Source organism: Rhodanobacter sp. sgz306013, from assembly GCF_057031145.1.
Window position 1 is genome coordinate 545,233 of record NZ_JBXCIJ010000004.1, and the last position, 25,887, is coordinate 571,119.

The window sequence follows — 25,887 nt, forward strand, 5'->3', positions numbered from 1 at the left end:
GTCAGTGACGGGCGGCTGGCTTGTAATGGCCACCTTCGGTGCGCACGGCGATGTTGAGCCGGTTCCAGGTGTTGATCAGGCCGACCAGCAGGGTGAGGTCGATCACCCCGGCCTCGTCGAAGTGCTGGCGCAGCCGTTCGTAGACCGCGTCGGACACCGACTCGTGCGAGGGCAGCTCGGTGAGTTCCTCGGCGAAGGCCAGGGCGGCCTGTTCGGCCTCGCTGTACAGCCGGGTCTCGCGCCAGGCGGGCAGCATGTAAAGGCGCTGCTCCGTCTCGCCGGCGGCGCGGGCGTCCTTGCTGTGCATGTCCAGGCAGAACGCGCAGCCGTTGATCTGCGAGCAGCGCATCAGCACGAGATCGGCCAGCTTCGCGTCCAGGTGGCCGCGTGCGCGGATTTCCTCGCCGAGCTTGATCAGCGGCTGCATGGCGGTGTAGTGGCGCTGGATGGAAATGCGGGTCATGGGGGACTCCTTCGCTGGTGGGGGATGCCGGCCGGATCGGGCCGTTCAGTGCAAGGACGTGCCGGCCTGCGGATTCGTTACCGTCGCCGCCAGGCGTGCCAGCTTGTCCGGGTGGCGCAGCGCGTGGATGGCAGTGATGTGCTCGCCGTCGCCCTCGATCCAGATGGCGGTGGTCAGCGTGCTGCCGGCCCAGGCCAGCAAAGCCGGTGCCCCGTTGAGCGTGGTCAGGCTGTAGCGCAGCGGCTGCAGGCGGGTGTTGTGGGCGATCTGCAGGTACAGCCGCGCCAGCCGCTCGGCGCCGTGCAACGGATGCAAGGTGGCGGACACCACGCCGCCGCCATCCGAGATGTGGATGGCGTCCTCGGCGAACAGCGCCTGCAGCGACTCCAGCGTGGGTTGCTCCATCGCCGTGACGAAGCGCTGCAGCAGGCGCTGCTGTGCGCGGGCATCCACGCTGAAACGCGGGCGGTCCTCGCGCAGCCTTGCCCTGGCGCGATGCACGCGCTGGCGGCAGGCGTTCTCGTTGATGCCGAGGATGGCCGCCGTCTCGGCATGGCTGTAATCGAACACCTCGTTGAGCAGGAAGGCGGCGCGCTCCTCCGCGCCCAGTCGTTCCAGCAACGTGAGAAAAGACAGCGTGAGGCTCTGGTCGCGTTCCAGCGCCGCTTCGGGGGTCTCGGCGCCGCTGTTTGCGACGGGCGCGGCTTCATCCACCAGCGGCTCGGGCAGCCACGGGCCGGGGTAGTGTTCGCGCTCGGCCTTGGCGCGGCGCAGTTTGTCCAGGGCGATGCGGGTGGTCACGGTGACCAGCCAGGCCTCCGGGTCGTCCAGTGCGTCGGTGTCCTGCGCATGCCAGCGCAGCCAGGCGTCGTGCAGCACGTCCTCGGCATCGGCGGGTGTGCCGAGCATGCGGTAGGCCAGCCCGAACAGTCGGGGGCGGTGTTGCTGGAACAGGGCGGTTTGCGGATCCATGGCGGGTTCCTCGGAGGGATCGCGGCAAGGACGCGCGGGCAGGCCCCGGCGTTACCGTTTCAGCGGACGAACGGCCACGGCGCGCAGACGATCAGCCATGCGAGCACCAGCAGGCCCAGGTATTTCAGCGCGCGGAACAGTTTCGGATGCCTCTTCTTGAACGCGCGGCTGCGCTCGCGGTTGCGCTGGTTGAGCGCGAACACGCGGTTGACGAAGCCGGTTTTCTCCTCCGGCGATTCGGTATTCGGCGACGCGGTGATCTTGCCCATGAACGCCCCCACGCGATGGTTGATCGCGCTCATCCAGCGCGTGCGCAGCGGGCGCTCCACGTCGGCGAACAGGATCACCCGGGTCTGGTCGGTCTTGTTCTCCACCCAATGCACGTAGGTCTCGTCGAACACCACGTCCTTGCCGTCGCCCCAGGCGTGCTCCTCGCCGTCCACGAAGATGCGGCAGTCGCGCGAGTTCGGCGTGATCAGGCCCAGGTGGTAGCGCAGCGAGCCTGCGAACGGGTCGCGGTGCGGGTTGAGCCGGCTGTTCGGCGCCAGCGTGGCGAACATCGCCGCCTTGATGCTGGGGATGGATTTCAGCAGCGCCACCGTCTTGGGGCAGAGCGCCTCGGCCGAGGCCAGCGGCTCGCCATACCACTTGAGATAGAAGCGCTTCCAGCCCTGCTTGAAGAAGCTGTTGAAGCTGGCGTCGGCGCCGTTGTGCGCCGCCCGGATATGACCCTCGTCGAACAGTGACAGCGCTTCCTCGCGGATGGTCTGCCAGTTCGCCTGCAACAGGTCCAGTTGCGGGAAGCCGCGGCGGTCGAGGATGGGGCGCGCCGGCACCGCCGAGAACGCGTACATCAGCAGGTTGTAGGGCGCGAAGATCGCCGAATGGTCCACCAGCTGGCGGTCGAAACGCAGGCGCGCCCGCCCGCGCAGGTGCACCAGCAGCACGCAGAGCATGAACAGCAGGATCAGGATCAGCAGGACGAGGCGCGGCGTCATCGGATAGGGCGGCCAGGCAGGGCAGGGTAAGGCGACATTCTAGCGCCCGCGCCGTGAACCGCCGCGGCGCGCAAGCTCAGTGTGACAACACGCGCAAAGGTGCGCCGCCGGGTTGGTAACCGCAGGCGAGTGCGCGCTGCACGTAGGCCACGGCGCGCCGCACGGCGCTGCGTGGCGTCTGTCCCTTGGCCAGTTCGGCGGCGATCGCCGAGGCCAGCGTGCAGCCGGTGCCGTGGGCTTCCAGCTTCAGCCGCGGGTGACGCAGCTCCACTACGCCGCGCGCGTCGAAAAAGCGGTCCACCACCTCGCGGCCGCTGCCGTGGCCGCCCTTGAGCAGCACGGCTTTGGCGCCCAGTTCGCGCAGTTCGTTGCCGGCGCGGGTGCAATCCTTCGCGCTGCGGATCGGGTAACCCAGCAGCGCCGCGGCCTCGGGCAGGTTGGGCGTGAGCACGTCGGCCAGCGGAATCAGCTCATCCACCAGCAAGGCGATGGCGCCCTCGTCGAGCAGGCGCGCGCCGCTGGTGGCGATCATCACCGGATCGACCACCAGCCATGCCGGCTTGCGCGCCGCCATCTCGCGCGCCACCAGCCGCACGATCGCCGCACCGCCCAGCATGCCGGTCTTCACCGCGGCAATCGGGAAGTCGTCGAACACGGCGGCGATCTGGCTGCGGATGTGCGCGAGCGGCACCGGGTGCACCGCGGTCACGCCGCGCGTGTTCTGCGAGGTGATCGCGGCGATCGCCGACAGCCCGTGCACGCCGCGCGCATGGAAGGTCTTCAGGTCGGCCTGGACGCCCGCGCCACCGCCGGAGTCGGAACCGGCGATGGTGAGGGCGATGGGCGGAGCGATCCTCACAACGCTTCGGACGCGAAATCCGCCAGCCGCGAGCGTTCGCCGCGCCGCAGGGTGACGTGTGCCGAGTGCTCCCATTGCTTGAAACGGTCCACCGCGTAAGTGAGGCCGGAGGTGGTCTCGGTGAGGTAGGGCGTGTCGATCTGCTCCACGTTGCCGAGGCAGACGATCTTGGTGCCGGGGCCGGCGCGGGTGATCAGGGTCTTCATCTGCTTGGGCGTGAGGTTCTGCGCCTCGTCGATGATCAGGTAGCGCGACAGGAAGGTGCGCCCGCGCATGAAGTTGAGCGAGCGGATCTTGATGCGCGAGGCGAGCAGGTCGTTGGTGGCCTGGCGTCCCCAGCTGCCGCCTTCCTCGGGATTGGCGAGCACTTCGAGGTTGTCGGTGAGTGCGCCCATCCACGGCGTCATCTTCTCCTCCTCGGTGCCGGGCAGGAAGCCGATGTCCTCGCCGACCGAGACGGTGGCACGGGTCATGATGATCTCGCGGTAGCGCTGCTGGTCCATCACCTGGGCCAGGCCAGCGGCCAGCGCCAGCAAGGTCTTGCCGGTGCCCGCGGTGCCGAGCAGGGTGACGAAGTCCACGTCGGGATCCATCAGCACATTGAGCGCGAAGTTCTGCTCGCGGTTGCGCGCGGCGATGCCCCAGACGTGGTGGTTGGCGTGGCTGTGGTCGTCCATCAGCGCAAGCGTGGCCTTGTCGTCGTCGGCCTTCAGCACGCGCAGCTCCACGCCGCCCTCGCCGGGCAGGTACAGGCACTGGTTGGGGTGCCAGTCCTCGTCTTCGTGGCGCGCCAGCTTGTAGTAGGTGCGGCCGCGCTCGTTCCACGATTCCACTTCCGGGTGCGTGTCCCAGAAGTTTTCGGGCAGCGCGTCGGACCCGGTGTAGAGCAGCGCGAAGTCGTCCAGCGCGCGGTCGTTCTCGTAGTCCTCCGCGTCGATGCCGTAGATCTTCGCCTTGATGCGCAGGTTGATGTCCTTGCTGACCAGGATCACCGAGCGTCCGGGGTTCTGGTCGCGCAGCTCGATCACTGCGGCGAGGATCAGGTTGTCGGCCTTGCCGTGGTTGGCGCTGGTGCGCTGCTGGAAATACAGCCGGCCCACCGCGCCGCCGCGCTTGAGGTTGACGCCTTGCGGGTTGGCCAGTTCGAGGCCGTTGCTGATGCCGTGGCCGTTGCCGCGCACGATCAGTTCGTTGAGGAAGCGGCTGACCTGGCGGCCGTTGCGCGAGACTTCCGAGGCGCCCTTCTTCTTCTCGTCCAGCTCCTCCAGCACCGTCATCGGGATGAACACGTCGTGTTCCTCGAAACGGAACAGCGAAGTGGGGTCGTGCAGCAGCACGTTGGTGTCGAGGGCATAGATGCGCTTGCTTCCGGTCATGCGGCGGGAACCTCGCGGGGGGCAGTACGAAAGGGACGCGGCATGCCGGATGCCGCGGGCGCGGTGCTAGGGAAGGCGGTGATCACTTGCCGGTGGGAATCGCGTCGAGCACGGCCTGGGCGTGCCCCGGCACCTTTACGCCGCGCCATTCGGCGGCGAGCCTGCCGTCCGGGTCGATCAGGAAGGTGCTGCGCACCACGCCCATGTGGCGCTTGCCGTAGAGCACCTTCTCGTGGATCACGTCGAAGGCGCGGCACCAGGTTTCGTCCGGATCGGACACCAGCGGAAACGGCAGTTCCTGCCTGGCGGCGAAGTTGGCGTGGGATTTCGCCGAGTCGCGCGAAACGCCGACGATCTCGGCGTGGTGCTTCCTGAACTTCGGGTAGAGGTCGCGGAAGTCCTGCGCTTCGGTGGTGCAGCCGGGGGTGGAGTCCTTGGGGTAGAAATACAGCACTACCCATTGGCCCTTGAGATCGGCGAGCTTGAGCGTGTTGCCGTCGCCGGTGGTGCCGCTGAGGGCCGGGGCCTTCTTTCCGAGGTCTGGCATGGTCTCTCCGGAAACCCGACGGGGTTTCGCCTGTGTTCGGGCAGAGACTAGCGCGATGAATGTTGCGGAGACAGCCTTGTCAGACGACCATCTGCGGAGCAAGCTAGAACTTCACCGGATCCATGATGGCATCCAGGTTCAGGCCGTCGCACAGCTCCAGGAAATCGTCGCGCAAGGCGGCGATGTGGATGTCGGCCGGAATGCCGATCGTGAACTGCGCCTGGAACATCTCCGCGCCGGTCTGCATCGCGTGGTAACGGGTGGAATGCAGCTGTTCCACGCTGATGCCCTGCTGGCTGAAGAATTCCACGATGCGCGCCACGATGCCGGGGCGGTCGGCGGAGATGATCTCGACCATGTAGGGCAGCAGGTGCGAATTCGGCTCGCGCGGCGCCGTGCGGTAGTGGCTCAGCCGCAGATTCTCGTCGCGCGCCAGCTTGTTCAGCGCGGTCTCCAGCTTGGCCAGCGCGTCCCAGGCCCCGTTCGCCAGCAGCATCATCGATACCTCGTTGCCGATCGTGGCCACGCGCGACTCCGCCAGGCTGCAGCCGGCGTCGGCGATGCGGCGGGTCAGCGCGGTGAGCGGCGAGTGGGTGGCGGAGGTCAGCGCGTGGATCAGCAACTGGTTGTCGCTGCCCGAACGGGCGGAGGGCGTCGGTTTCAATGGGGTGGCCTGTGCCGGATCCCGCGCGGCGCGGGAATCGCGCCGGCCAGCTTACTTGCCGCTCCGGCAAGGCCGCAAGTAACATGGCCGGTCTGAATCTGCAGCGGAACCGAGCCTTGGATATTCGCGGAAGCATCTGCGCGCTGGCGACGCCGTTCGTGCCCGATGGCGCGCTCGACCTGCCGGCATTCGCGCGCCTGCTCGACCATCAGCTCGTCGGCGGCACGCAGGCGCTGGTGGTGGCCGGCTCCACCGGCGAGGCGCACATGCTCGAGCACGACGAGTTCGACCGCCTGCTCGCGTTCGCGGTGGAGCACGTTGCCGGCCGCGTGCCGGTGATCGCCGGCACCGGCGAGGCGGGTACCGCGAAAACCGTGGCCCTCACACGCCGCGCCAGGGCGCTGGGCGCCGATGCCGCGCTGGTGGTGACGCCGTACTACGTGCGGCCCACCCAGGAGGGCATGCGCCGGCACTTCCTCGAAGTGGCCGAGCACGGCGGCCTGCCGGTGGTGCTTTACAACGTGCCGAGCCGCACCGCCTGTGACCTGCTGCCGGAGACGGTGGCCCAGCTCGCCGGGCACCCGGCCATCGTCGGGATCAAGGAAGCGCGCGCCGACGCCGAGCGCATCGCCGCGCTGGCGGAACTTGCGCGCCCGGATTTCGTCTATCTCTCCGGCGACGACGGCACGGCCAGGCAGGCGATGCTGGCCGGTGCCGCCGGTACCGTGTCGGTGGTGGCGAACCTGGTGCCCAAGGCGTTCCGCGCGCTGTGCGACGCGGCCACCGGCGGCGACAGCGCGGCTGCCGCGCGTTGCGAGGATGCCCTGGCGCCGTTGCTGCACGCGTTGAACTGCGCACCGAACCCGATCGCGGTGAAGGCCGGTCTGCCGGAACTGGGGCTGGGTTCGGCACTGCCGCGGCTGCCGCTGGTGGAGCTCGCCGAGGGGCCGGACCGCGTCCGTTTGCGCGAGGCGCTGTCCAGTCTGGCATCCTTGGCGCATGCCGCCTGACGGAATCCCGTCCTGGCTGTGCCGTAACCGATCTTTCCACGGAATCCCTTGCATGAAGAAATCCTCGCTCCTCGTGACCCTGCCGGCGCTGGCCTTCGCGGGCCTGCTGCTCACCGGTTGCGGCATGTTCCGCTCCACGAAGGCGTGGGAAACCGCCAAGCAGGAGTCCCCGCTGGAAATCCCGCCGGGCCTGGACACCCCGCCGGCGAATGCCGCGCTGGTGATCCCGCCGCCGGGCTCCAACCAGCCGCAGGCCGCGCCCGTGCCTGGCGCGATCTCCGACGCCTTCGTGGTGTCCGATACGGTCGACGGCACCTACCGGAAGGTGGGCCAGTTCCTGGCGGGTGGCAGCGCGGGCCAGGTGACCGGCCACGACGACAGCGCACACAGCTATGCGGTGAACGTGGTGGGCGGCGTGGCGCCGGCGCAGAAGCGGGGCTTCTTCGGCCGCCTGTTCCACCACGGCAAGAACAAGGCCACCTCCGACACTGCCACGCACGCGGTGCAGGTCACCGTGAACCCCAGCGGCAGCAGCGCCAGCGAAGTTCGCGTGCAGGGCGACGAGGGCGCGGTAGCCAAGCTGATCAATGCGCTGAAGAAGGGCATGGGCAGCTGATTCCGACCTGTTCACGCCAACAAAAATGCCGCCCAATGAGGCGGCATTTTTGTTTTGTACAATGGGTTAACGCGGCTTTTCTTGATAAGTGCAGCCACGGATGGCTGTCCGTGTGACTTTCGCGATCAAGGATGATCGCAATGGCTCAGCGCTCCAGCAGCTTGAGCTTGTCGGGCTTGCCTTCCCAGTCCTTCGCGTCGGCGAGTCCGTCCTTGCGTTCGGTGATCACCGGCCATGCCTTCGCCAGCTCGGCATTCAGCGCCACGAAACCCTCCTGGCCGGCGGGCACGTCGTCTTCCGGGTAGATCGCGTTGATCGGGCATTCCGGCTCGCACAGCGTGCAGTCGATGCATTCGTCCGGGTCGATCACCAGGAAGTTCGGGCCTTCATGGAAGGCATCGACCGGGCAGACTTCCACGCAGTCTGTGTACTTGCACTTGATGCAGTTGTCGGTGACGACAAAGGTCATGGGGCGGCGCTCTTGCGTTGTGGCGTTGGCAAGTATGACTGCAACGAGCGCCGGGTGAGAAGCCGCCGCCGCGACACGCGGTATCTCCCTGCTCCTTTGCGGGAGAGTTTCGGAAGGAGATCGTGTGCTCGCGTTTTCGCAAGCCTCAAGGCGCTTTGGACCTCCGGCCTCTGCCGGCCTACGGGCCACTTCGTGCCGGATCGTGCCATCGCAGAAGCGGTGGCGGACGGCGAAGCCGGGCCGGGGGGGGGCGGGATGCCCGCAATCGGCTGGTTCGATCCGCCGGATCTGCAGGCAGCTTGTTTCGAGGATTCCGTAGCTGTTCCCGCCTGTGCAACGCATGATGCGGCGATGCTGCACCGTGCCGGTGAAGCCGGGGCCGAAAAGCGTCGCCACGGATCGGGTGCGTGGCGGCTGCCCCGAAACCCGGCGGCACGGCCACCCGGCCGCGCCGGCTGTTCCCGGGGGACTGCGGCGACGGACGGCCATGGGTGGCATCGGGGCAGGGCAAAGGCCTGGAGTCTTTCGCTCCCGGCGACGCCGCGGCGATTCCTGACGAATCGCACAGGCAGATGGCGCTCCCAACGAGGTTCGAACTCGTGTTCCCGCCTTGAGAGGGCGGTGTCCTGGGCCACTAGACGATGGGAGCGGATTGACGCGGAGCGCGCTAGTATAGCGGAAATGTTTCGCCCGGCAATGCCCCGGCGACGGCAGGTAAGATGAGCGGCTGCAAGCCGCCGCGCCGCCGCCTTGGCCGCGTGCCGGACACGATACCCGCAAGGACTCCACACGCTTGAATTCCGAAGCCAGGAACGACGTCATGCCCGCGCTGCGCATCATCCCGCGCGAGCAGCACACGATTTCCCGCAAGAACATCAGCAAGGCCGCGCTGCGCGTGCTGTATCGCCTCAACGAGGCCGGCTACGACGCGTTCCTGGTCGGCGGCGCGGTGCGCGACCTCCTGCTGGGTGGCCGGCCCAAGGATTTCGACGTGGCCACCAACGCCACGCCGGACGAGGTGAAGAAGCTGTTCCGCAATTGCCGATTGATCGGGCGCCGCTTCCGGCTGGCGCATGTGGTTTTCGGTCCGGAGATCATCGAGGTGGCCACCTTCCGCGGCACCGGCGAGGAGGAAGGCGCGGAAGGCGAACGCCATATCGTCGACGGCCGCATCGTGCGCGACAACGTGTGGGGCACGATCGAGGAGGATGCGCTGCGCCGCGACTTCCGCGTCAACGCGATGTACTACGGCGTCAGCGATTTCTCCGTGCGCGATTACGTGGGCGGCATGCAGGACCTGCAGGACCACGTGCTGCGCCTGATCGGCGAACCGGACACGCGCTACCGCGAGGATCCGGTGCGGATGCTGCGGGCGGCGCGGCTGGCCGCCAAGCTCGGCTTCAGCATCGATGCGCCGGCGGCGGCGCCGTTCGCGGAGCTGGGGCCGCTGCTGGCCGAGGCGGCGCCGGCGCGGCTGTTCGACGAATCCCTGAAGATGTTCCTGGCCGGGCACGGGTTGAAGAGCTTCCGCATGCTTGAACAGTGCGGCCTGCTGAAGTTCCTGTTCCCGGCCACCGCCCGTGCGCTGGAGCGCGGCGACGAGGCGTTGCGCGCGCTGGTCGAGCAGGGTCTGCAGAACACCGACGCGCGCGTCGCCGAAGGCAAGTCGGTGACGCCGGCCTTCCTGTTCGCGGTGCTGCTGTGGGGCGAGGTGCGTGATCTGGCACAGCAGCAGATCGCCCGCGGCAAGGATGCCACCGAAGCCTGGGCGCGCGCCGCGATGCAGGTGGTGGGCGAGCAATGCCAGCGCGTGGCGATACCGCGCCGCTTCACCTTCACCATGGAGGAGATCTGGTCGCTGCAGCCGCGCTTCGAGCAGGTGCAGCGCAAGAAGGTGCTGCGCCTGCTGGCGCATCCGCGCTTCCGCGCCGCGTTCGACTTCCTGCTGCTGCGCGCGCACGAATCACCGGCGATCCGCGAGCTGGGCCTGTGGTGGGACCATGCCCAGCAGCTGCCGCACGAGACGCTGGCGGCGGCGCTGCCGGCGCACGGCGGCAGCGAACCCGAGGCGGCCGCCCCGGCTGCCGGCCCGGTGCGCAAGCGGCGTCGGCGCAGGCCGGCGGCGAGCAAGTCGAAACCGGCGTGACCGCAGCCTACATCGCGCTGGGCGGCAACCTGGGCGATCCGCGACGGCAGTTGCTGGAGGCCGTGGATGCGCTGGCGCGCCTGCCCGGCACGCGCGTGCTGCGCCGCTCGCACCTGTACCGCACGCCGCCCTGGGGCCTGCTGGAGCAGCCGCCTTTTCTCAATGCCGCGGTGCTGCTGGATACCGGCCTCGACCCGCACGCGCTGCTCGACGCGCTGCTGGCGATCGAACAGCACGCCGGCCGCGTGCGCGCCGCGCGCAATGGCCCGCGCACGCTGGACCTCGACCTGTTGCACATGGACGGCGTGCAGCTCGACGACGCGCGACTGACACTGCCGCACCCACGCATCGGCGCGCGCGCTTTCGTGCTGCTGCCGCTGGGCGACATTGCGCCGGACCTGCAGCTGCCGGGGCAGGGCCGCGTGGCCGATCTGCTCGCCGCTGTGGATACGCAGGGCTGCGAGTGCCTGGTCGATGTCGACTGGCCGAATGATGCGGTGCAGCGGATAATCCGCTGATTCCCCACCGACGAGATGACACCGTGTACGTCGATCCCGCCACTGCTCCTGCCCGCAAGCCGGTCACCGTGCCCGGCCTGCATGCGATGAAGGCCGAAGGCCGCCGCATCGCGATGCTCACCGCCTACGACTACAGCCTCGCCGCGCAACTGGAACTGGCCGGCATCGATGTGGCCCTGGTGGGTGATTCCCTGGGCATGGTGGTCCAGGGCCACAAGAGCACCTTGCCGGTGACGCTGGACCACATGGTCTACCACACACAGGCGGTGGCGCGCGGGCTGTCCGCCACGCTGCTGGTGGCCGACCTGCCGTTCATGGCCGACCGCGACCTACCGCACGTGCTGGAAGCCGGCGCGCGCCTGGTGGGCGAGGCGGGTGCGGCGATGGTGAAGATCGAGGGCGCCGCACCGCACATCCTCGACGCGACCGCGGCGCTGGTGGCACGGGCGATCCCGGTCTGCGCCCATCTGGGCCTCACCCCGCAGTCGGTGCACAAGTTCGGCGGCTTCCGCATCCAGGGCCGCGAGCAGGAAACCGCCGACCGCATCCTGGCCGAGGCACAGTCGGTGCAGGCGGCAGGCGCCGACCTGCTGGTGCTGGAAGGCGTGCCCAGCGCGCTGGGCGAACGGGTGACCAGGGCGCTGAAAATCCCGGTGATCGGCATCGGTGCAGGCCCGCATTGCGACGGTCAGGTGCTGGTGATCCACGACATGCTGGGCATCACCCCCGGCAAGCGCCCCAAGTTCAGCAAGGATTTCCTGGCCGGCCGGGATGCGGTGGCGGCGGCTATCGCGGCTTTCGCGGCGGACGTGCGCAGCGGTGCTTTTCCCGCGCCCGAACACTGCTTCAACTGATCGGGAGCGATGCCATGCAGACCGTGCAAGACCTACCGGCCCTGCGCGCCGCGATCCGCAGCTGGCGCAGCCAGGGCCAAACGGTGGCGCTGGTGCCGACCATGGGCAACCTGCACGCGGGTCATTACTCGCTGCTGAGGCTGGCGCGGGCGCGCGCCGACCGCGTGGTCGCCAGCGTGTTCGTCAATCCCACCCAGTTCGGCCCGAACGAGGATTTCGCGCGCTACCCGCGCACGCTGGCGCAGGACCAGGCCGGCCTGGCCGAGAACGACTGCGACCTGCTGTTCGCGCCCGAAGTGGCGACGATGTACCCGTTCGGCGCCGGCCAGGGCGCGAGCATCCACGTGCCCGGGATCACCGACACGCTGGAAGGCGCGCATCGCCCCGGTCATTTCGACGGTGTGGCGACCGTGGTGTGCAAGCTGTTCAACATGGTGCAGCCCGACCTCGCGGTGTTCGGCCAGAAGGATTTCCAGCAGCTAAAGGTGATCGAGCGCATGGTCGGCGACCTGGCGCTGCCGGTGAAGGTGATCGGCGCGCCGACCCTGCGCGCCGACGACGGGCTGGCGCTGAGTTCGCGCAACCAGTACCTGTCCGATGCAGAGCGGTCGCTGGCGCCGCTGATCCGGCAGACCCTGGAGCAGATGCGCGAGCTGCTGGAGAAAGGGCATGCGCGGCGCATCATCGAGGAAGCCGCGCAGTCGAAGCTGGAGCGGGCGGGGTTCGCGCCCGACTACGCCGTGATCCGCCGCGCCGAGGACCTGGCCGAGCCTGCCGACGGCGAGCGCGAAGGCCTCGTGGCGCTGATCGCCGCGCGGCTGGGCACCACGCGGCTGATCGACAACTTGCCGTTCGAGTGAACTGCCCGCATTTCCAAGCTGAACGACCGATGTTGCGGTGCAATGTTGGCGGTTCGATAATGCGCAGCCACGCGGGCCGTTCCCGCAGGAACCTGAAGTCATGCAACTGAACATGTTCAAGGCGAAGATCCACCGCGCCACCGTCAGCCATGCCGAGCTGCACTACGAGGGTTCGATCGCGATCGACGGCGAGTTGCTGGACGCCGCGGGCATCCGCGAGTACGAGCAGATCCATGCCTGGGACATCAACAACGGCGAGCGTTTCGTCACCTACGCGCTGCGCGCCGAGGAAGGCTCGGGCATCATCTCGGTGAACGGCAGCGCCGCGCGCAGCGTGGCAGTGGGCGACCTCATCATCATCGCCGCGTTCGCCCAGCTCGACGAGAAGGAGCTGGCGCAGTTCCAGCCTACCTGTGTCTACGTGGACGCGAACAACCGCATCACGCACACCAACCGCTCGATCCCGAAGCAGATGGCGGCCGCCTGAGCGGCTGAAGCACGCTTGACCCGCAGGAGCGCACCGGGTGCGCTCCTGCGGGTGAATCAGAACGCCGGCAGCACCGCACCCTTGTACTTCTGCTCGATGTAGGTCTTGATCGCGGGGCTGGTGAGCGCCTTTGCGAGCTTCTGCACGCGCGGGTCGTGCTCGTTGTCGGCACGGCCCACCAGGTAGTTCACGTAGGGCGAATCCTTGCTCTCGATCAACAGGGCGTCCCTGGTGGGGTTCAGCCCGGCGGCCAGCGCGTAATTGGTGTTGATCAGCGCCAGGTCCACTTCATCCAGCGTGCGCGGCAGCATCGCCGCCTCCAGCTCCTTGAACTTGAGCTGCTTCGGGTTTGCCGTGATGTCCTTCGGCGTGGCCAGCGCGTTGCCCGGGTCCTTCAGCGTGATCAGGCCGTGCTGCGCGAGCAGCAGCAGGGCGCGCCCCTCGTTGCTGGGGTCGTTCGGCAGCGCCACGATGGCGCCCGTGGGCAACTGGTCGATGCTCTTGATCCTGCGCGAATAGGCGCCGAACGGCTCGATATGCACGCCCGCGATCGGCACCAGGTGAGTGCCGTGCTCGCGGTTGAATGCGTCGAGGTAGGGCCCGGTCTGGAAGTAGTTCAGATCGATGTGCTTCTCGACCACCTGCGTGTTCGGCTGCACGTAGTCGGCGAACACCTTGATCTCCAGCTTCACCCCTTCCTTGGCCAGGATGGGTTGCGCCTGCTTGAGGATCTCCGCATGCGGCACCGCGGTGGCGGCCACGGTGAGCGTGTTCGCGTCCTCCTGCGGTGCCGAGCAGGCTGCGAGCAGCACCGCAAAGGCCGCGCCGGCGGCGGCGCGCAGCACCTTCGTCACGAAGGCTTGCGGGCGAAGCCGGCGAGCAGGAGCAAGGAGAGGACGGCGGAGATGGCTGGGAGCAGCAGCATGGATCATGGCGGTTTCCGGGAAGGGTTCCAGACTAGACGTCCATTCGTTGGCGGGGAAATAACCGGATCAGTGGCGCTTATAACGCGCCACGATGCGGTCGCCGGCCATTTGCAGCAGTTGCACCAGGGCGACCAGCAGTACCACGGTCACCACCATGTAGTCGGACTTGTAGCTGAGGTAGCCGTAACGATAGGCGAGGTCGCCCAGGCCGCCCGAGCCGATCGCGCCGCCCATCGCGGTGTAGCCCACCAGCGCGATCGCGGTGACCGTGATGCCGGCGGCGATGCCGGCGCGCGCCTCGGGCAGCAATACGTGGCGCACGATCTGCCAGGTGCTGGCGCCCATCGCCTGGGCCGCCTCGATCACGCCCTGCTGCACCTCGCGCAGCGCGGTCTCCACCAGCCGCGCGAAGAACGGCGCGGTACCGATCACCAGCGGCGGAATCGCGCCGCGCACGCCGAGCTTGGTGCCTACCAGCGCGTAGGTCACCGGCATCAGCACGATCATCAGGATGATGAAGGGTATCGAGCGCAGCACGTTCACCAACAGCGCGACGACGCCGTAAAGCCTGGGCATCGCGCGCAGCTGGCCGCGGCCGGTGAGATAGAGCAGCACGCCCAGCGGCAGGCCGATGAGCACGGTGAGCGCCAGCGCGCCGCCCAGCATCAGCAAGGTGTCGACGCCCGCGCGCCCCAGTTCGCTCCAGTCGTCGATGTTCGGGAACAGCGTCTGCAACGGGTTCACGGGGACAGCTCCTCGATCTCGATGCCGGCATCGCGCAGCGCGGCCAGGGCGGCGTCGGCGTTCGCGCCTTCCAGCGCCAGGGTGAGCTGGCCGTAGGGCAGGTCCTTGATGCGGTCGATGCGGCCGGCGAGCAGGTTGAAGTCCACGCCGCTCTCGCGCATCACCCGGCTCAGCACCGGGCTGAGCGTGGTGGCGCCGCGGAAGGTGAGGCGCAGCTTGCGGCCGCCCACCTGGGCCAGCGGCGCCTGTGCGCCGGCGGCCTCTTCAGGCAGCGCCTCATTTACGAAGCGTTGCGTGGTGGGGTGGCGCGGGTGCAGGAACACGTCGGCTACCGTGCCGCTCTCGACGATGCGGCCCGCATCGAGCACGGCCACGCGGTCGCAGATGCGCCGTACCACGTCCATCTCGTGGGTGATCAGGACGATGGTGAGCCTGAGCTCGCGGTTGATCGATGCGAGCAGGTCGAGCACGGATGCCGTGGTCTGCGGATCGAGGGCGCTGGTGGCCTCGTCGCACAGCAGGATCTCGGGGCGGTTCGCCAGCGCGCGGGCGATGCCCACGCGTTGCTTCTGTCCGCCGGAGAGCTGCGAGGGGAATTTGGCCGCATGCTCGGCCAGGCCCACGCGCTCCAGCAGTTCGCCGACGCGGGCATGGATCCTTGCCGCATCGCGCTCGCCGGCGAGGCGGAGCGGGAACGCTACGTTGTCCGTCACGGTCTGCGAGGCGAGCAGGTTGAAGTGCTGGAAGATCATGCCGATGCGCCGCCGCTGTGCGCGCAGCGCGGGCTCGTCCAGCGCCGTCATCTCGGTGCCGCCGATCAGGATGCGTCCGCCGCTGGGCCGTTCCAGCAGGTTGACCAGCCGGATCAGGGTGGACTTGCCGGCGCCGGAATGGCCGATGATGCCGAACACCTCGCCATCCATGATGTCGAGGCTGAACGGCTGCAGCGCGGGAATCTCCCGGCCGTCCACGCGGTAGGACTTGTGTACGTCGAGGAAACGGATCACGGGGGTTCGTGCGGCGGGGCGGGCGAGTATTCTAGCGGTTCACGGACTTCCATACGGCCATACCGGAGTTTCCGCCATGAGCAGCATCTATGACTTCAGCGCGCGCGACATCGACGGCAACGAGCGCCCGCTGTCCGAATGGCGGGGCAAGACCCTGCTGGTCGTCAACGTGGCCTCGAAATGCGGCTTCACCCCGCAATACGCCGGCCTGGAAAAGCTGTGGCGGGAGGATCGCGACCGCGGACTGGTGGTGCTGGGCTTCCCCTGTGACCAGTTCGGCCACCAGGAGCCGGGCGACGAGACGGCGATCCGGGAGTTCTGCGACACCAGCTACGGCGTCACCTTCCCGCTATTCGCCAAGATCGAGGTGAACGGCGAGCGCGCGCATCCGCTCTACCAGTGGCTGAAACACGAGGGCAAGGGCATCCTGGGCAGCGAGGCGATCAAGTGGAATTTCACCAAGTTCCTGGTCGACGGCCATGGCCAGGTGGTGAAGCGCTACGCACCCACCGATACGCCGGAGAAGATCGGCAAGGAACTCAGCCGCCTGCTGGCTGATTGATCCCGCCCAGCGGTATTCAATCGGCACCGTGCCAGCCGGCCAGCAGCTGCACGATGGCGTCGATGTCGCGGTTCGCGAGGGGTTCGCCGGGCGCGCGCGCGTAGTTGTCGAGCAGGATCGCGAAGGCCAGCGGTCTGCCGTCCGCCGTGGTGACATAGCCGGCGAGGCTGTGCACATGGGTCATGCTGCCGGTCTTGGCCTGCACCCTGTCGGTGGCCGGTCCGTCTCGCAATCGCCATTCCAGCGTGCCGTCCACCCCAGCCACCGGCAGCATGCCGCGCAGCGTCGCCGCGTATGGCTGCGCGGCGAGGTATTGCAGCAGCCGCACCATCGCCGCGGGCGTCACCAGGTCGCCGCGCGACAGGCCGGTGCCTTCTTCCAGCAGCACCGACGATGGCGCGATGCCGATGCGTTCGAGCAACGCGCGCAGCGCGCGCAAGCCCCACGCCGCGCTGCTGAGGAAGCCCTCCGGCGCGTCGGGTTGGCCCGCCGCCGTGGCCTGCGCGCGGATGCCGTCGATCTGCAGCAGGTTCTGCAGATAGAGATTCTGTGAGCGCTTGAGGCCCTGGGCGAGGATTTCGGCGACCGGCGGCGACAGCACTTCGGCCAGCACCCGCGCGTTCGCGCGCAACGCATCGTCTCGTTCCGGCCAGTGCTGCACGCGCAGCGCGCCTTTCAGCCGCACGCCGTGGCGCGCGAGGGCCGCACGCAGTTCCAAGCCGGCCTGCCGCGCGGGATCGGGAATCGCCAGCCGGTAGCTGCGTGGCGGTGTGCCGGCGGCGACGCTGCCGAAGGCATGCAGCAGCGGATCGCCCGGTGCGCGGTAGAAGTTGATGTCCTCACGGCCGTGCGGCGGGGCGGTGGCCAGCATGCCCGCCAGCGGCGGCGCCGCCACGGCGGGCGCGAAGTCCAGCCGCGCGGATTCGCCGGCCCGTGCCGCGGGCGCCACCGTCAGCACCACGGTGTTCTCGTGCACGCTGAGCGCCGAAGCGGGGGCCGCGAACCAGCCCAGCAGGTCGCTGGCCTCCCACCCGCTGCCCAGTGGCGACCCTGTGAAGTAGCTGTCATCGGCGATCAGGTCGCCGCGGATTCTGCGGATGCCGCGCCCGGCGAGCTGTGCCGCGAGATCGTCCGCCCAGTCGGGGTTCGCGCCGGGCGTGCCCAGGGTGGGGTCGCCCATGCCGTACAGCAGCAGCGGGCCCTCCAGCCGGCCGTGGCGGACCATTCCGGCCGAAAGCAGGCGTGTGGGAATCCGGTAGCCGGGATCGAGCGTGCCCAGGCTCAGCGCCGCGGTGAACAGCTTGGCGGTGGAGGCGGGCTGGAAGAGCTTGTCGGCCTGGTGCATGTACAGGGCACGGCCGCTGTCCAGCGCCACTACGGCGATGCCCCAGCCGGCGGCGGCGTAGCGCGGCTGGCGGATGATCGCGTCGATGCGCGCTGCCAGCGTGGCTGCGGCCTGCGCGGTGGCGGGGGCGCGAATGGGGAGCTGTGCCGGGGCGGCCGGCATCGCGTAAGGCAGCGCGAGCGGAGCGAGCAGTGCGGCGATCCGGAGGGCGACTTTCATTCCCCGAGTATCGCGCGGCGGCCGTGCCATCAGCCCGGCGCCGCCGCGGCGATCCAGGCCTGGCGGCGGCGAAGGCGCAGCGCGATCCAGCCAAGGCTCAGTCCGCGTGCCGCCATGAAGGCGAGGAAGGCGAACCACAGCCCGTCGTTGCCCCAGCCGCGGCATGCCCAGGCCAGCACGGCGAACAGCACGCCCGCGAACAGCATGCCGTCGCGCATCTCGCGGGCGCGGGTGGCGCCCACGAACAAGCCATCCAGCAGGTAGCTCCACACGCCCACCAGCGGCAGCACGGCCAGCCATGGCAGGGCGTGGTAGGCGACGGTGCGCACCACGGGCAGGCTGGTTTGCGCATCGACAAACAGGTGGCCGCCGAGCGAGAACAGCACCGCGAAACCGAGGCTGCCCAACAGCGCCCAGCCGCCGGCCACCACCAGCGCGCGTCGCAAGCCGGGCAGGTCGCGGGCGCCGATCGCATGGCCGCACAAGGCTTCGATCGCGTTGGCCAGGCCGTCGAGGCCGAAGGCGGCGAGCAGCAGTCCGTTCATCAGCAGGGCGTTCGCAGCCACCACCGCGTCACCCAGCCGCGTGCCGAGCAGTGAGACGGAGAAGAACACCGCCTCCAGCACAAGCGTGCGCAGGAAGATGTCGCGGTTCACCGCCAGCAACGGGCGCCAGTGCTGCCAGCCACGCATCGCGGCCCAGTCCACCCGCCCGGCCACCGTGCGCAGCGCCTGGCGTGCCCGTGCCAGGCCGAACAGCGTGCCGCACCACTCGCCGGCGATCGAAGCCAGCGCAATGCCGGGCACGCCCAGCCTGAAGCCCAGTACGAGCAGCAGGTTCAGCGCGATGTTCGCCAGGTTGGTGACCAGCAGCAGCGCCAGCGTGGTGCGCGTGTCGTGCTTGCCGATGAACCATCCGGCGAGGGCGTAGTTCAGCAGCGCGGCCGGCAGCCCGAACAGGCGCAGATGCAGATAGTCCAGCCCCGACGCGCCCAACGCGGCGGAGGGGTGCATCTGGCCGATCAGCCCGGGCAGCAACGGCCACATCAGGCCGCCGGCCAGCAGTCCCGCGACCGCCGCCAGCAGCAGCGCCTGGGCCAGGATCGTGCGCAGCGCGGAACCGTCGCCGGCGCCGTGGGCCTGCGCGGCGAAGCCGGTGGTACCCATGCGCAGGAAGCCCAGGCTCCACACCGGCAGCGCGTACACGGCACTCCCCACCGCCACCGCAGCCAGGTCGCTGGCGTGCGGCAGGTGGCCGGCCACCGTGCTGTCCACCAGCGCCACCAACGGCACGCTGAGGTTGGACAGGATCATCGGCGCCGCCAGCGCCCACACGCGGCGATGCGTGGGGCGATGGCGCCAGTCGGCCAGGAGCGGCGACGCGGTCGGCGGCATGAGTCGGAGGCCTGCGGGGGACGCAGCATTCTGGCACGGGAATCGGCTGTTTTCGGGGCGCGCCGGGTTGATCTGCTAGGCTTTTCCATTCGTGCCGGTGCAAGACCGGCTCATTCATCGTTACCGGAACTCCTTATGCAGATCGCCACGAACACCGTCGCCACCTTCCACTACACCCTCACCGACGACGACGGCCAGGTCGTCGACAGCTCCGCCGGCCGCGAGCCGCTCGCCTACCTGCATGGCCAGGGCCAGATCGTGCCCGGTCTGGAGAAGCAGATGGCAGGCCGCCAGGCCGGCGACAAGTTCGACGCCCACGTGGCTCCGGAGGAGGGCTACGGCGTGCGCCACGAGGAACTGGTGCAGGAAGTGCCGCGCGAGGCCTTCCAGGGTGTGGCGGACATCCAGCCCGGCATGCAGTTCCAGGGGCAGGGCCCGCAGGGCGTCATCAACGTCACAGTGACCCGGGTCGAGGACGACAAGGTGCACATCGACGGCAACCATCCCCTGGCCGGCAAGGCCCTGCACTTCGCGATCGAGGTCACCGAAGTCCGCGAGGCCAGCCAGGAAGAGCTGGCGCATGGCCACGTGCATGGCGCGGGTGGCCATCACCACTGATCGCATTGCGGTGGCCCGCCGCCACCGCGCGACACGACCAGGGCCCGGCAGCGCACCGCCGGGCCCTGGTCGTCAGAGCAGCTTGCGGTAGACCACGAAGCCGGACTTTTCCGCCACCTGGTCGTAGAGCCGCATCGCGGCCGCGTTTGTCTCGTGGGTCTGCCAGTACACGCGCGGCGCGGCGGCCTCTCTGGCGCATTCGTAGACCCGCTCGATCAGCGCGCGGCCCACGCCGCGGCCACGCGCGGCGGCGACGGTGAACAGGTCCTGGAGGTAGCAGCTGGGCCCCAGCTGGATCGTGCTGCGGTGGAACAGGTAGTGCGCCAGGCCCAGCAGCGCGCCGTCGCGGTCGGCGACCAGGGCGTGCACCGGCTCGGCCGGGTCGTGGAAGCGCGCCCATGTCCTGCGGGTGATTTCCTCCGGCAGGGCGGTGGAGCCACTGCGGCCATAGAACGCGTTGTAGCCATCCCATAGCGGCTTCCAGGCGGCGTAGTCGATTGCGGTCGCTGGTCGGATCCGTATCGCGTCGTTCACGGCAGTACTCGCGTGCATGGGGAAGGGTGGGTGCGTTCAGTACCAGTCGAGCAGTGAGACGCCCACCCCCAGGTAGGTGGCGTTGTGGTTGTAGTCGATCAGGCTTTCGCCGTAGCCCTTGAACAGCTCCAGGTAGCCGCGCAGGTTGCCCGCGATGGGAAAGCTCCAGCTGAAGCGCGCGGCGCCGTGGCTGCGGCTGCCGCCGCGCAGCGAGTGGCGCAGCATCATGCCGAATTCCTGGCCGTGCCATTCGTGCACGATCTGCACGTCGGCGCGGCCCATGTAGTTGCTGATGTCGGGGTTGTTGTCGTCGCTGCGCGCTTCCGGGATGCGCCACCACGGGCGGAACATCACGGTCCAGCCTTCGCGCTCGAAGCCGAAATCCGCGACTACCCGGTTCCAGCTGCGCGACAGCGGATTGCCGCGACCGTTGGACTGGTGGTCGACGCCGATGCCGAGCAGGCGGCCATCCCAGCCCAGCACGCGGTAATGCGTGCCGAACACCAGCAGCGCCTCGGGCTCGTAGTCGGTCTCGCGGAACGGACGCGAGGCCTGCACGTTGTAGACCTGCCAGCGGGAACTCTGTGTGTAGCCCAGCCACAGGTCGCCGGCGTCGCCGAACACGCCCTGCCAGATCTTGGTCTTCAGGCTGAGCTGGAATTTGCCCTCGACGTTCTGCAATGGCTGGGGTGTCTGCACGGTGTTGTCGGGGTTCGGGCTTTGCGGCCTGGTGTTCTGACTGCTGGTGGCGAACAGCGGCAGCGCGTACACCGGCTTGTAGCCGCGCAGGTTGAAGGTGCCGAGCTTGCTTTCCGGCGACAACTCCCAGCGGCTGTCGAGCAGCGACAGCGGCGCGGCCACCTGCAGCGTGGCTGCGGCGGCGACTGAGACCTGCCGGTCGTGCGCGAACACGCCGTCGCTGGCCGCGGCGGACTGCTCGTTGCGCTTGCGCGCCGCCGGCAACTGGTCGCGCCCGGTGGCGCGGTCGTAGCACGCGAGTCGTTGCGCGTCGCTCTCGATGGCGGTACAGGCGCGGATATCCATCGGGTCGGGGTTCTGCGCATGGCAGACGCTGGCGGCAAGACAGCCGGCCAGCAGCAGGATGCGACACTGTTTCATGGAGACTCCGGCGATGCGGTCCGGCGGGGACGGCTGGAGTATAGGGATGGCCTGACCGGATCTGGCCATCCCCAGGCCAATGCATGGCCCCGGTTTCCGGCGGGCAATAAAAAACCGGCCACATCGCGATGTGGCCGGTTCCACGCGCAGTGCCTCAGTGGATCTGCTTGACCCAGGCTTCGTACTGCGCCTTGGTGATGCGCGTACCGTGGTGGCTGACGTTGAGGAAGTCGTTGGCCAGTGGCGGATAAGCCTCGGCCTGCTCCTCGGTGATCCACTTCTTGCCACCGGAAAGCTGGCTGAACGGCGGCGGCGGCGCGAACTGCGGCGCCGCGGGCGGCACGCTGCGCACGGTCACTTCGGGCGGCGGTGTCTGCGCGGGAGCGGATGTCTGCGCGGGGGCCGGCGCCTGCTGCATGGTGTCCTGCGCCGGTGGTGGGGTCTGGCCGTTGCTGTCCTGGGCGAAGCAGGCGCCGGCGAAGATCAGCGCACCGGTGGCGAGAACGGGCAACAACGTGTTGCGTGCTTTCATGATCGTTACTCCATGCCAGAATGTCCGAGGGAGTTCGAGCCTTCGGCGGCGGCGGGGAATTCGCTGCCAGCGAGTGACGCTAACAAAGGCTGCATAAATGTTGCCGCAACATTCTTGTCGAGCAGGTGTGAAGGCGGCGTGCCGTTGAACGCAGCTTCAGCGAACGCCGTGGAATTGAGCCTGTCGCAGGCACGCGCATTGCAATTGCATGCCCAGGGCCTGCTGCAGGCGCCGCGGCGCAAGCCGCGGCGCGACGACGTGGTGGCGGTGATCGAGCGCATGCGCCTGCTGCAGATCGATTCCATCCACGTGGTCGCGCGCAGCCCCTACCTGGTGCTGCACTCGCGCCTGGGCGATTACCCCATGGCGTGGCTGGACGAGGCGCTGGCCGGCGGCCGCATCGCCGAGTGCTGGGCGCACGAGGCCTGTTTCGTCGCCGCGCGCGATCTGGCCGGGCATCGCGCCTGGCGCGAGCGGGGCAGCCACTGGGCGCAGCGCCACGCCGAGCGCATGCATCGCGAGCACCGTCCCGCCATGGACGCGCTGCTCGCGCGCATCCGCGACGGCGGTCCGGTGCTGGCGTCGGATTTCCCGCGCGAGGACCGCGGCGTTTCCGGCTGGTGGGAGTGGAAGCCGGAGAAGCGCTGGCTGGAGGCCTGGTTCGCGCTGGGCGAACTGATGGTGCCGCGACGCGAGCGCTTCCAGCGCGTATACGACCTTGCCGAACGGGTACTGGCGCAGCTCGATCCGCCGTTCGTGCCCAGCCCGCTCGACCCGGCGCAATTGCGACGGCACTTCATCCTCGACAGCGTGCGAGCGCTGGGCATCGCGCAGGCGCGCTGGATCGCCGACTACTTCCGCCTGAAACCCGCGGTGACGGCGGGCGAGCTGGCGCCGCTGCTGGCCGAGGGCGAACTGCTGGAAGTGGCGGTGCGCGGCTGGGACGCACCGGGCTACGTGCACCGCGGGCATGCCGATGCGCTGGAGCGTGCGCGCGGCGGCCGATTGCGCGCCACGCATACCACGGTGTTGTCGCCGTTCGATCCGCTGGTATGGGATCGTGCCCGCGCACTGGCCATGTTCGGTTTCGACTACCGCATCGAGTGCTACGTGCCCGCGCCGAAGCGGCGCTACGGCTACTACGTGCTGCCGATCCTGCATCGCGGCATGCTGGTCGGCCGGCTGGACGCGAAGGCGCACCGCGACGCGGGCGTGTTCGAGATCAAGGCGCTGCACCTGGAGCAGGGCGTGGAGCCTGCTCCGCGGCTGGCGAGCGAGCTGGCCGCCGCGATCGCGCGCATCGCCCGTTGGCACGGCACGCCGCGGATCCGCCTCGCGCGGTGTCGGCCGACGGCGCTGGCGCCGTTGCTGCGAGCCGCGTGGAAAGCGGAGTCCGCCTGAATCAGCGCGTGTCCGGCATCATGGCCGCCGTACCGGGGGGACTCCCCTGCGGCGGGCGCTGGCTCAGCTGGCTGGACAACAGGCGGCAGCGCGCGTCCAGATAAGGCCGGATCTGCGGGTCGCGGGCAGCCTGCAGCAAGCTGTCGCGCATGGCCAGGTAATGTGCCTGCAACTGGTTGGCCGGGAAGACCGCCGCGGCGCGATGGCCGGCCACGTAGTCGGCCAGATAGGCATCGCAGGAAGGCACACCGGTGATCGCCGCCGATGCGGGCGGCGTGGCCGGGTGCCGCGGCCGGGTGGTGGCGCAGGCGGCCAGCAACAGGCCGGCACACAGCGGGAGCAGCGGGCGGGTGCTCATGCGGGGAGTCCTCGGGGAAGGGCGACACGACATGATATTCGCGCTCCTCGCATCCGGATATCCGCTGCGGTTATGATGCGCGGGCTGAGTTTGCCGGGGTCGCCAAGCACCGGTGACCCGATGCAGCCGATCCGCGATCTGCCTCATCAGTTCACCCCGGGGTTGTTTTCCTTTGCACACCAGTAAGCCGGCTGCCGCATTGGCGGCGGTCGAGTCTCCTTTCATGCAATACCCAGTGGAGTGATTCAATGTCTGATCGTCAGATCGGTACCGTCAAGTGGTTCAACGACGCCAAGGGCTTCGGCTTCATCGCCCGTGACAATGGCCCGGACGTGTTCGTGCATTTCCGCGCGATCTCGGGCAACGGCTTCAAGAGCCTGCAGGAAGGCCAGCAGGTCAGCTTCAAGGTGGTGCAGGGCCAGAAGGGCCTGCAGGCCGACGAAGTGATGCCGGCCTGAGCCAGCGCTCACGCGTCATCCGGAACCGGGCAGCGATGCCCGGTTTTTTTGTGCCCACCATTCACGGCAGGGGCCTGCCGGCCGTCGCCGCGCGATGGCGAATATCGCTCCCGGCGATTTTCCGCCCGGCATCCGCCGGTTGGCGGTGCGCCAGGTTTCCCATTTGCTGCATGGAGGGGCGTTTCAGCGGGCAAAGCCCCTTCCCGGCCCCCTGCCGGTAAAGGGGAGCCAGGGCCTGGGCGGATCGGCCCGGGTATTTCCGCGCAGCAGCAATGGCGTTTCCGGCGATTTTGTGTCCGCGGACACTATCTGGCGATGACGCTTGACATGTCGCTTGCATTCGTGAAATTCCGTTATGCTTTGCCCGCTGCGTTTGCTCGGCCACGTGCGTGCCCGGTATGGAACCCCTGTCGCTTCCATGTCGCTACACCCGACCCCGGCATGCCCAGTAAGCCGTCGACCCGCCAGGGCCGGCTCGTCTCAAGCGTCTGGAATGGATCGGAGTGAGTCATGTCGGATCGTGAAACAGGTACCGTCAAGTGGTTCAACGACGCCAAGGGGTTCGGCTTCATCAGCCGTGAGAACGGCCCCGACGTGTTCGTGCATTTTCGTGCCATCACCGGCACGGGCTTCAAGAGCCTGCAGGAAGGCCAGAAGGTGACGTTCAAGGTGGTGCAGGGCCAGAAGGGCCTGCAGGCCGAAGAAGTCGCCCCGGCTTGATGGCGATAGAGCAAGCGGAAAGGGCCGGCGCAAGCCGGCCTTTTCTTTTGTTTTTGCGGTCGACATTGCTTTTGCGATCGTCCGTGATCGCGAAGATCAAATGGGCGGCCATCCATGGCCGGGTCCTGCCATTGCGATCATCCATGATCGCGGAAGTCAAACGGGCGACCATCCATGGCCGCACTTCTCAATGAATACGATCGCCGCTCCGGAGCCCGCCGTGGTGCCGTTGACGATGGCGGACTGTGCACGCGCGGAGCTGTTGTGCGTGGCGCCGGACGGCGAGCCGCGGGCGGCGGTGTACTGGCTGCCGGCGATGGGCGTGCCGGCGAAGCATTACCTGCCGCTGGCCGGGGTGCTGGCGGCGCGGGGCGTGGCGGTGGCGTTGCACGAGTGGCGCGGCATCGGTTCCAGCAGCCTGCGGGCCGGCCGGCGCAGCGACTGGGGCTACCGCGAGCTGCTGGAGACTGACCTGCCCGCCGGCATGGCGGCGATGCGCTCGCGCTGGCCGCAGGCGTGCCCCTGGCTGGGCGGGCACAGCCTCGGGGGACAGCTTGCCTGCCTCCATGCCGCCCTGCACCCGGCCGAAGCGACGGGCATCGCCCTCGTGGCCTGCGGTGCACCGTACTGGCGATGTTTCCGTCGCGGCACCCTGGTCGGCCTCGCCTGCGTGCTGGCTCCGCTGCTGGCGGCGCTGCTGGGACATTTGCCCGGCCGCCGCCTCGGCTTCGGCGGCAACGAGGCGCGCGGCGTCGCCGCCGACTGGGCGTGCAGCGGTCGCCGCGGGCGTTACGCCGCAGCGGGCATGGCGACGGACTTCGAACAGCGGCTGGCCGCGCTGGAGTTGCCGGTGCTGGCGTTGCGCCTGCGCGACGACTGGCTGGGGCCGGCCGCCTCGCTGGACTGGCTGCTGGGGAAAATGCCGCGCGCATCGCGCCGCCACGAACTGGTCACCCCGACCGACCTGGGCGGCCAGCCGGCCGATCACTTCGGGTGGATGAAGGCACCGGGCGCGGTCGCCATGCGCATCGCCGACTGCATTGCCGCGCACGACACTGCGTTCGCGGCAATGCATCGCCTCGACCCTTGATGCGGCGTCGGCGCGTCGTCA

The 25,887-nt window shown here is 68.7% G+C and carries 30 protein-coding genes and 1 tRNA gene; 13 read left to right on the forward strand and 18 right to left on the reverse strand.

Features of this window, described 5'->3' with window-relative positions; genetic code table 11:
- Window position 1: 1 nt before the first annotated feature.
- The 7 genes from AC2EWF_RS15455 to AC2EWF_RS15485 all read right to left on the reverse strand — a co-directional run bounded on the left by AC2EWF_RS15455 (window position 2) and on the right by AC2EWF_RS15485 (window position 5,879).
- Entirely contained in the window at window positions 2–463 is a 462-nt protein-coding gene (locus AC2EWF_RS15455) for a carboxymuconolactone decarboxylase family protein (RefSeq protein ID WP_483640261.1), read from the reverse strand.
- A gap of 45 nt (window positions 464–508) precedes the next feature.
- On the reverse strand, window positions 509–1,435 hold the full coding sequence (sigJ, locus tag AC2EWF_RS15460) for an RNA polymerase sigma factor SigJ (protein ID WP_483640262.1): 927 nt from the start codon (window positions 1,433–1,435) through the stop codon (window positions 509–511).
- Between the two features lie 59 nt (window positions 1,436–1,494).
- Entirely contained in the window at window positions 1,495–2,433 is a 939-nt protein-coding gene (locus AC2EWF_RS15465; RefSeq protein WP_483640263.1) for an aspartyl/asparaginyl beta-hydroxylase domain-containing protein, read from the reverse strand.
- A gap of 76 nt (window positions 2,434–2,509) precedes the next feature.
- The gene (gene thiD / locus AC2EWF_RS15470; RefSeq protein WP_483640264.1) at window positions 2,510–3,292 is read right to left on the reverse strand and encodes a bifunctional hydroxymethylpyrimidine kinase/phosphomethylpyrimidine kinase; all 783 of its coding nucleotides are present in this window, start codon (window positions 3,290–3,292) and stop codon (window positions 2,510–2,512) included.
- A complete protein-coding gene (locus tag AC2EWF_RS15475) occupies window positions 3,289–4,668 on the reverse strand; it encodes a PhoH family protein (RefSeq protein ID WP_483640265.1) in 1,380 nt (459 codons plus the stop codon). Before AC2EWF_RS15475 ends, thiD begins: the two co-directional genes overlap by 4 nt.
- Window positions 4,669–4,750: 82 nt before the next feature.
- Entirely contained in the window at window positions 4,751–5,215 is a 465-nt protein-coding gene (locus AC2EWF_RS15480; RefSeq protein WP_483640266.1) for a peroxiredoxin, read from the reverse strand.
- A gap of 103 nt (window positions 5,216–5,318) precedes the next feature.
- A complete protein-coding gene (locus AC2EWF_RS15485; RefSeq protein WP_483640267.1) occupies window positions 5,319–5,879 on the reverse strand; it encodes a glycine cleavage system transcriptional repressor in 561 nt (186 codons plus the stop codon).
- A gap of 116 nt (window positions 5,880–5,995) precedes the next feature.
- On the opposite strand from AC2EWF_RS15485, the gene dapA reads away from it, so the two are divergent.
- Window positions 5,996–6,889, forward strand: coding sequence for a 4-hydroxy-tetrahydrodipicolinate synthase (gene dapA / locus AC2EWF_RS15490; RefSeq protein WP_483640268.1), 894 nt, complete (start codon window positions 5,996–5,998; stop codon window positions 6,887–6,889).
- Window positions 6,890–6,941: 52 nt separating this feature from the next.
- Window positions 6,942–7,505 carry a hypothetical protein gene (locus AC2EWF_RS15495; RefSeq protein WP_483640269.1) on the forward strand — a complete coding sequence of 188 codons (564 nt, stop codon included), beginning with the start codon at window positions 6,942–6,944 and terminating at the stop codon, window positions 7,503–7,505.
- Window positions 7,506–7,650: 145 nt separating this feature from the next.
- On the opposite strand, the gene fdxA is transcribed toward AC2EWF_RS15495, so the two are convergent.
- A complete protein-coding gene (fdxA, locus tag AC2EWF_RS15500) occupies window positions 7,651–7,974 on the reverse strand; it encodes a ferredoxin FdxA (RefSeq protein ID WP_483640270.1) in 324 nt (107 codons plus the stop codon).
- Between the two features lie 573 nt (window positions 7,975–8,547).
- A tRNA-Glu gene (locus tag AC2EWF_RS15505) sits at window positions 8,548–8,623 on the reverse strand.
- Window positions 8,624–8,794: 171 nt separating this feature from the next.
- Between AC2EWF_RS15505 and pcnB the strand changes: the two genes are divergently transcribed.
- The 5 genes from pcnB to panD all read left to right on the forward strand — a co-directional run bounded on the left by pcnB (window position 8,795) and on the right by panD (window position 12,839).
- Window positions 8,795–10,120: a polynucleotide adenylyltransferase PcnB gene (pcnB, locus tag AC2EWF_RS15510; protein ID WP_483640271.1), complete on the forward strand. Its 1,326-nt coding sequence runs from the start codon at window positions 8,795–8,797 to the stop codon at window positions 10,118–10,120.
- The gene (gene folK, locus AC2EWF_RS15515; protein ID WP_483640272.1) at window positions 10,117–10,638 is read left to right on the forward strand and encodes a 2-amino-4-hydroxy-6-hydroxymethyldihydropteridine diphosphokinase; all 522 of its coding nucleotides are present in this window, start codon (window positions 10,117–10,119) and stop codon (window positions 10,636–10,638) included. Before pcnB ends, folK begins: the two co-directional genes overlap by 4 nt.
- A gap of 23 nt (window positions 10,639–10,661) precedes the next feature.
- Window positions 10,662–11,492 carry a 3-methyl-2-oxobutanoate hydroxymethyltransferase gene (panB, locus tag AC2EWF_RS15520; RefSeq protein ID WP_483640273.1) on the forward strand — a complete coding sequence of 277 codons (831 nt, stop codon included), beginning with the start codon at window positions 10,662–10,664 and terminating at the stop codon, window positions 11,490–11,492.
- A 14-nt stretch (window positions 11,493–11,506) separates the two neighbouring features.
- Window positions 11,507–12,352, forward strand: a complete 846-nt coding sequence (panC, locus tag AC2EWF_RS15525) for a pantoate--beta-alanine ligase (protein ID WP_483640274.1) — start codon at window positions 11,507–11,509, stop codon at window positions 12,350–12,352.
- A gap of 100 nt (window positions 12,353–12,452) precedes the next feature.
- Window positions 12,453–12,839: an aspartate 1-decarboxylase gene (gene panD, locus AC2EWF_RS15530; protein WP_483640275.1), complete on the forward strand. Its 387-nt coding sequence runs from the start codon at window positions 12,453–12,455 to the stop codon at window positions 12,837–12,839.
- Between the two features lie 56 nt (window positions 12,840–12,895).
- Here the strand turns inward: panD and AC2EWF_RS15535 are convergent, their stop codons facing one another.
- The 3 genes from AC2EWF_RS15535 to AC2EWF_RS15545 all read right to left on the reverse strand — a co-directional run bounded on the left by AC2EWF_RS15535 (window position 12,896) and on the right by AC2EWF_RS15545 (window position 15,516).
- Window positions 12,896–13,693, reverse strand: coding sequence for a MetQ/NlpA family ABC transporter substrate-binding protein (locus AC2EWF_RS15535; RefSeq protein ID WP_483640276.1), 798 nt, complete (start codon window positions 13,691–13,693; stop codon window positions 12,896–12,898).
- Between the two features lie 138 nt (window positions 13,694–13,831).
- On the reverse strand, window positions 13,832–14,509 hold the full coding sequence (locus AC2EWF_RS15540; RefSeq protein WP_483640277.1) for a methionine ABC transporter permease: 678 nt from the start codon (window positions 14,507–14,509) through the stop codon (window positions 13,832–13,834).
- Window positions 14,506–15,516 carry a methionine ABC transporter ATP-binding protein gene (locus AC2EWF_RS15545; protein WP_483640278.1) on the reverse strand — a complete coding sequence of 337 codons (1,011 nt, stop codon included), beginning with the start codon at window positions 15,514–15,516 and terminating at the stop codon, window positions 14,506–14,508. The genes AC2EWF_RS15540 and AC2EWF_RS15545 overlap by 4 nt, the downstream gene beginning before the upstream one ends.
- 76 nt (window positions 15,517–15,592) lie before the next feature.
- Here AC2EWF_RS15545 and AC2EWF_RS15550 point away from each other — a divergent pair, with 76 nt between their 5' ends.
- The gene (locus AC2EWF_RS15550; protein ID WP_483640279.1) at window positions 15,593–16,078 is read left to right on the forward strand and encodes a glutathione peroxidase; all 486 of its coding nucleotides are present in this window, start codon (window positions 15,593–15,595) and stop codon (window positions 16,076–16,078) included.
- Window positions 16,079–16,094: 16 nt separating this feature from the next.
- On the opposite strand, the gene dacB is transcribed toward AC2EWF_RS15550, so the two are convergent.
- The gene (gene dacB, locus AC2EWF_RS15555) at window positions 16,095–17,642 is read right to left on the reverse strand and encodes a D-alanyl-D-alanine carboxypeptidase/D-alanyl-D-alanine endopeptidase (protein WP_483640280.1); all 1,548 of its coding nucleotides are present in this window, start codon (window positions 17,640–17,642) and stop codon (window positions 16,095–16,097) included.
- 29 nt (window positions 17,643–17,671) lie between these two features.
- Complete coding sequence (locus tag AC2EWF_RS15560; protein ID WP_483640281.1) at window positions 17,672–19,036, reverse strand: MATE family efflux transporter; 1,365 nt, start codon at window positions 19,034–19,036, stop codon at window positions 17,672–17,674.
- Between the two features lie 135 nt (window positions 19,037–19,171).
- Between AC2EWF_RS15560 and AC2EWF_RS15565 the strand changes: the two genes are divergently transcribed.
- Entirely contained in the window at window positions 19,172–19,654 is a 483-nt protein-coding gene (locus AC2EWF_RS15565) for an FKBP-type peptidyl-prolyl cis-trans isomerase (protein WP_483640282.1), read from the forward strand.
- Window positions 19,655–19,726: 72 nt separating this feature from the next.
- Here the strand turns inward: AC2EWF_RS15565 and AC2EWF_RS15570 are convergent, their stop codons facing one another.
- The 3 genes from AC2EWF_RS15570 to AC2EWF_RS15580 form a co-directional block, all read right to left on the reverse strand.
- Window positions 19,727–20,188, reverse strand: coding sequence for an N-acetyltransferase family protein (locus AC2EWF_RS15570; RefSeq protein WP_483640283.1), 462 nt, complete (start codon window positions 20,186–20,188; stop codon window positions 19,727–19,729).
- A gap of 36 nt (window positions 20,189–20,224) precedes the next feature.
- A complete protein-coding gene (locus AC2EWF_RS15575; RefSeq protein ID WP_483640284.1) occupies window positions 20,225–21,307 on the reverse strand; it encodes a phospholipase A in 1,083 nt (360 codons plus the stop codon).
- A 154-nt stretch (window positions 21,308–21,461) separates the two neighbouring features.
- Entirely contained in the window at window positions 21,462–21,839 is a 378-nt protein-coding gene (locus AC2EWF_RS15580) for a hypothetical protein (RefSeq protein WP_483640285.1), read from the reverse strand.
- A 144-nt stretch (window positions 21,840–21,983) separates the two neighbouring features.
- Between AC2EWF_RS15580 and AC2EWF_RS15585 the strand changes: the two genes are divergently transcribed.
- Window positions 21,984–23,240 (forward strand): winged helix-turn-helix domain-containing protein, encoded by a 1,257-nt coding sequence (locus tag AC2EWF_RS15585; protein WP_483640286.1) that lies wholly within the window; start codon window positions 21,984–21,986, stop codon window positions 23,238–23,240.
- A 1-nt stretch (window position 23,241) separates the two neighbouring features.
- Here the strand turns inward: AC2EWF_RS15585 and AC2EWF_RS15590 are convergent, their stop codons facing one another.
- Entirely contained in the window at window positions 23,242–23,598 is a 357-nt protein-coding gene (locus tag AC2EWF_RS15590; RefSeq protein ID WP_483640287.1) for a hypothetical protein, read from the reverse strand.
- A gap of 248 nt (window positions 23,599–23,846) precedes the next feature.
- On the opposite strand from AC2EWF_RS15590, the gene AC2EWF_RS15595 reads away from it, so the two are divergent.
- The 3 genes from AC2EWF_RS15595 (at window position 23,847) to AC2EWF_RS15605 (ending at window position 25,866) form a co-directional block, all read left to right on the forward strand.
- Window positions 23,847–24,056, forward strand: a complete 210-nt coding sequence (locus tag AC2EWF_RS15595; RefSeq protein WP_077482568.1) for a cold-shock protein — start codon at window positions 23,847–23,849, stop codon at window positions 24,054–24,056.
- 510 nt (window positions 24,057–24,566) lie between these two features.
- Window positions 24,567–24,776: a cold-shock protein gene (locus AC2EWF_RS15600; RefSeq protein ID WP_077482570.1), complete on the forward strand. Its 210-nt coding sequence runs from the start codon at window positions 24,567–24,569 to the stop codon at window positions 24,774–24,776.
- 190 nt (window positions 24,777–24,966) lie between these two features.
- Window positions 24,967–25,866 carry an alpha/beta hydrolase family protein gene (locus AC2EWF_RS15605; RefSeq protein ID WP_483640288.1) on the forward strand — a complete coding sequence of 300 codons (900 nt, stop codon included), beginning with the start codon at window positions 24,967–24,969 and terminating at the stop codon, window positions 25,864–25,866.
- Window positions 25,867–25,887: the final 21 nt, after the last annotated feature.

What these genes read in the sequence shown, in the direction of transcription:
- AC2EWF_RS15455 (WP_483640261.1), bottom strand. Translation starts at nt 463, where the DNA reads ATGACCCGCATTTCCATCCAGCGCCACTACACCGCCATGCAGCCGCTG.
- sigJ (WP_483640262.1), bottom strand. Translation starts at nt 1,435, where the DNA reads ATGGATCCGCAAACCGCCCTGTTCCAGCAACACCGCCCCCGACTGTTC.
- AC2EWF_RS15465 (WP_483640263.1), bottom strand. Translation starts at nt 2,433, where the DNA reads ATGACGCCGCGCCTCGTCCTGCTGATCCTGATCCTGCTGTTCATGCTC.
- AC2EWF_RS15475 (WP_483640265.1), bottom strand. Translation starts at nt 4,668, where the DNA reads ATGACCGGAAGCAAGCGCATCTATGCCCTCGACACCAACGTGCTGCTG.
- AC2EWF_RS15480 (WP_483640266.1), bottom strand. Translation starts at nt 5,215, where the DNA reads ATGCCAGACCTCGGAAAGAAGGCCCCGGCCCTCAGCGGCACCACCGGC.
- AC2EWF_RS15495 (WP_483640269.1), top strand. Translation starts at nt 6,942, where the DNA reads ATGAAGAAATCCTCGCTCCTCGTGACCCTGCCGGCGCTGGCCTTCGCG.
- fdxA (WP_483640270.1), bottom strand. Translation starts at nt 7,974, where the DNA reads ATGACCTTTGTCGTCACCGACAACTGCATCAAGTGCAAGTACACAGAC.
- pcnB (WP_483640271.1), top strand. Translation starts at nt 8,795, where the DNA reads ATGCCCGCGCTGCGCATCATCCCGCGCGAGCAGCACACGATTTCCCGC.
- panC (WP_483640274.1), top strand. Translation starts at nt 11,507, where the DNA reads ATGCAGACCGTGCAAGACCTACCGGCCCTGCGCGCCGCGATCCGCAGC.
- panD (WP_483640275.1), top strand. Translation starts at nt 12,453, where the DNA reads ATGCAACTGAACATGTTCAAGGCGAAGATCCACCGCGCCACCGTCAGC.
- AC2EWF_RS15550 (WP_483640279.1), top strand. Translation starts at nt 15,593, where the DNA reads ATGAGCAGCATCTATGACTTCAGCGCGCGCGACATCGACGGCAACGAG.
- dacB (WP_483640280.1), bottom strand. Translation starts at nt 17,642, where the DNA reads ATGAAAGTCGCCCTCCGGATCGCCGCACTGCTCGCTCCGCTCGCGCTG.
- AC2EWF_RS15560 (WP_483640281.1), bottom strand. Translation starts at nt 19,036, where the DNA reads ATGCCGCCGACCGCGTCGCCGCTCCTGGCCGACTGGCGCCATCGCCCC.
- AC2EWF_RS15565 (WP_483640282.1), top strand. Translation starts at nt 19,172, where the DNA reads ATGCAGATCGCCACGAACACCGTCGCCACCTTCCACTACACCCTCACC.
- AC2EWF_RS15575 (WP_483640284.1), bottom strand. Translation starts at nt 21,307, where the DNA reads ATGAAACAGTGTCGCATCCTGCTGCTGGCCGGCTGTCTTGCCGCCAGC.
- AC2EWF_RS15580 (WP_483640285.1), bottom strand. Translation starts at nt 21,839, where the DNA reads ATGAAAGCACGCAACACGTTGTTGCCCGTTCTCGCCACCGGTGCGCTG.
- AC2EWF_RS15590 (WP_483640287.1), bottom strand. Translation starts at nt 23,598, where the DNA reads ATGAGCACCCGCCCGCTGCTCCCGCTGTGTGCCGGCCTGTTGCTGGCC.
- AC2EWF_RS15595 (WP_077482568.1), top strand. Translation starts at nt 23,847, where the DNA reads ATGTCTGATCGTCAGATCGGTACCGTCAAGTGGTTCAACGACGCCAAG.
- AC2EWF_RS15600 (WP_077482570.1), top strand. Translation starts at nt 24,567, where the DNA reads ATGTCGGATCGTGAAACAGGTACCGTCAAGTGGTTCAACGACGCCAAG.
- AC2EWF_RS15605 (WP_483640288.1), top strand. Translation starts at nt 24,967, where the DNA reads ATGAATACGATCGCCGCTCCGGAGCCCGCCGTGGTGCCGTTGACGATG.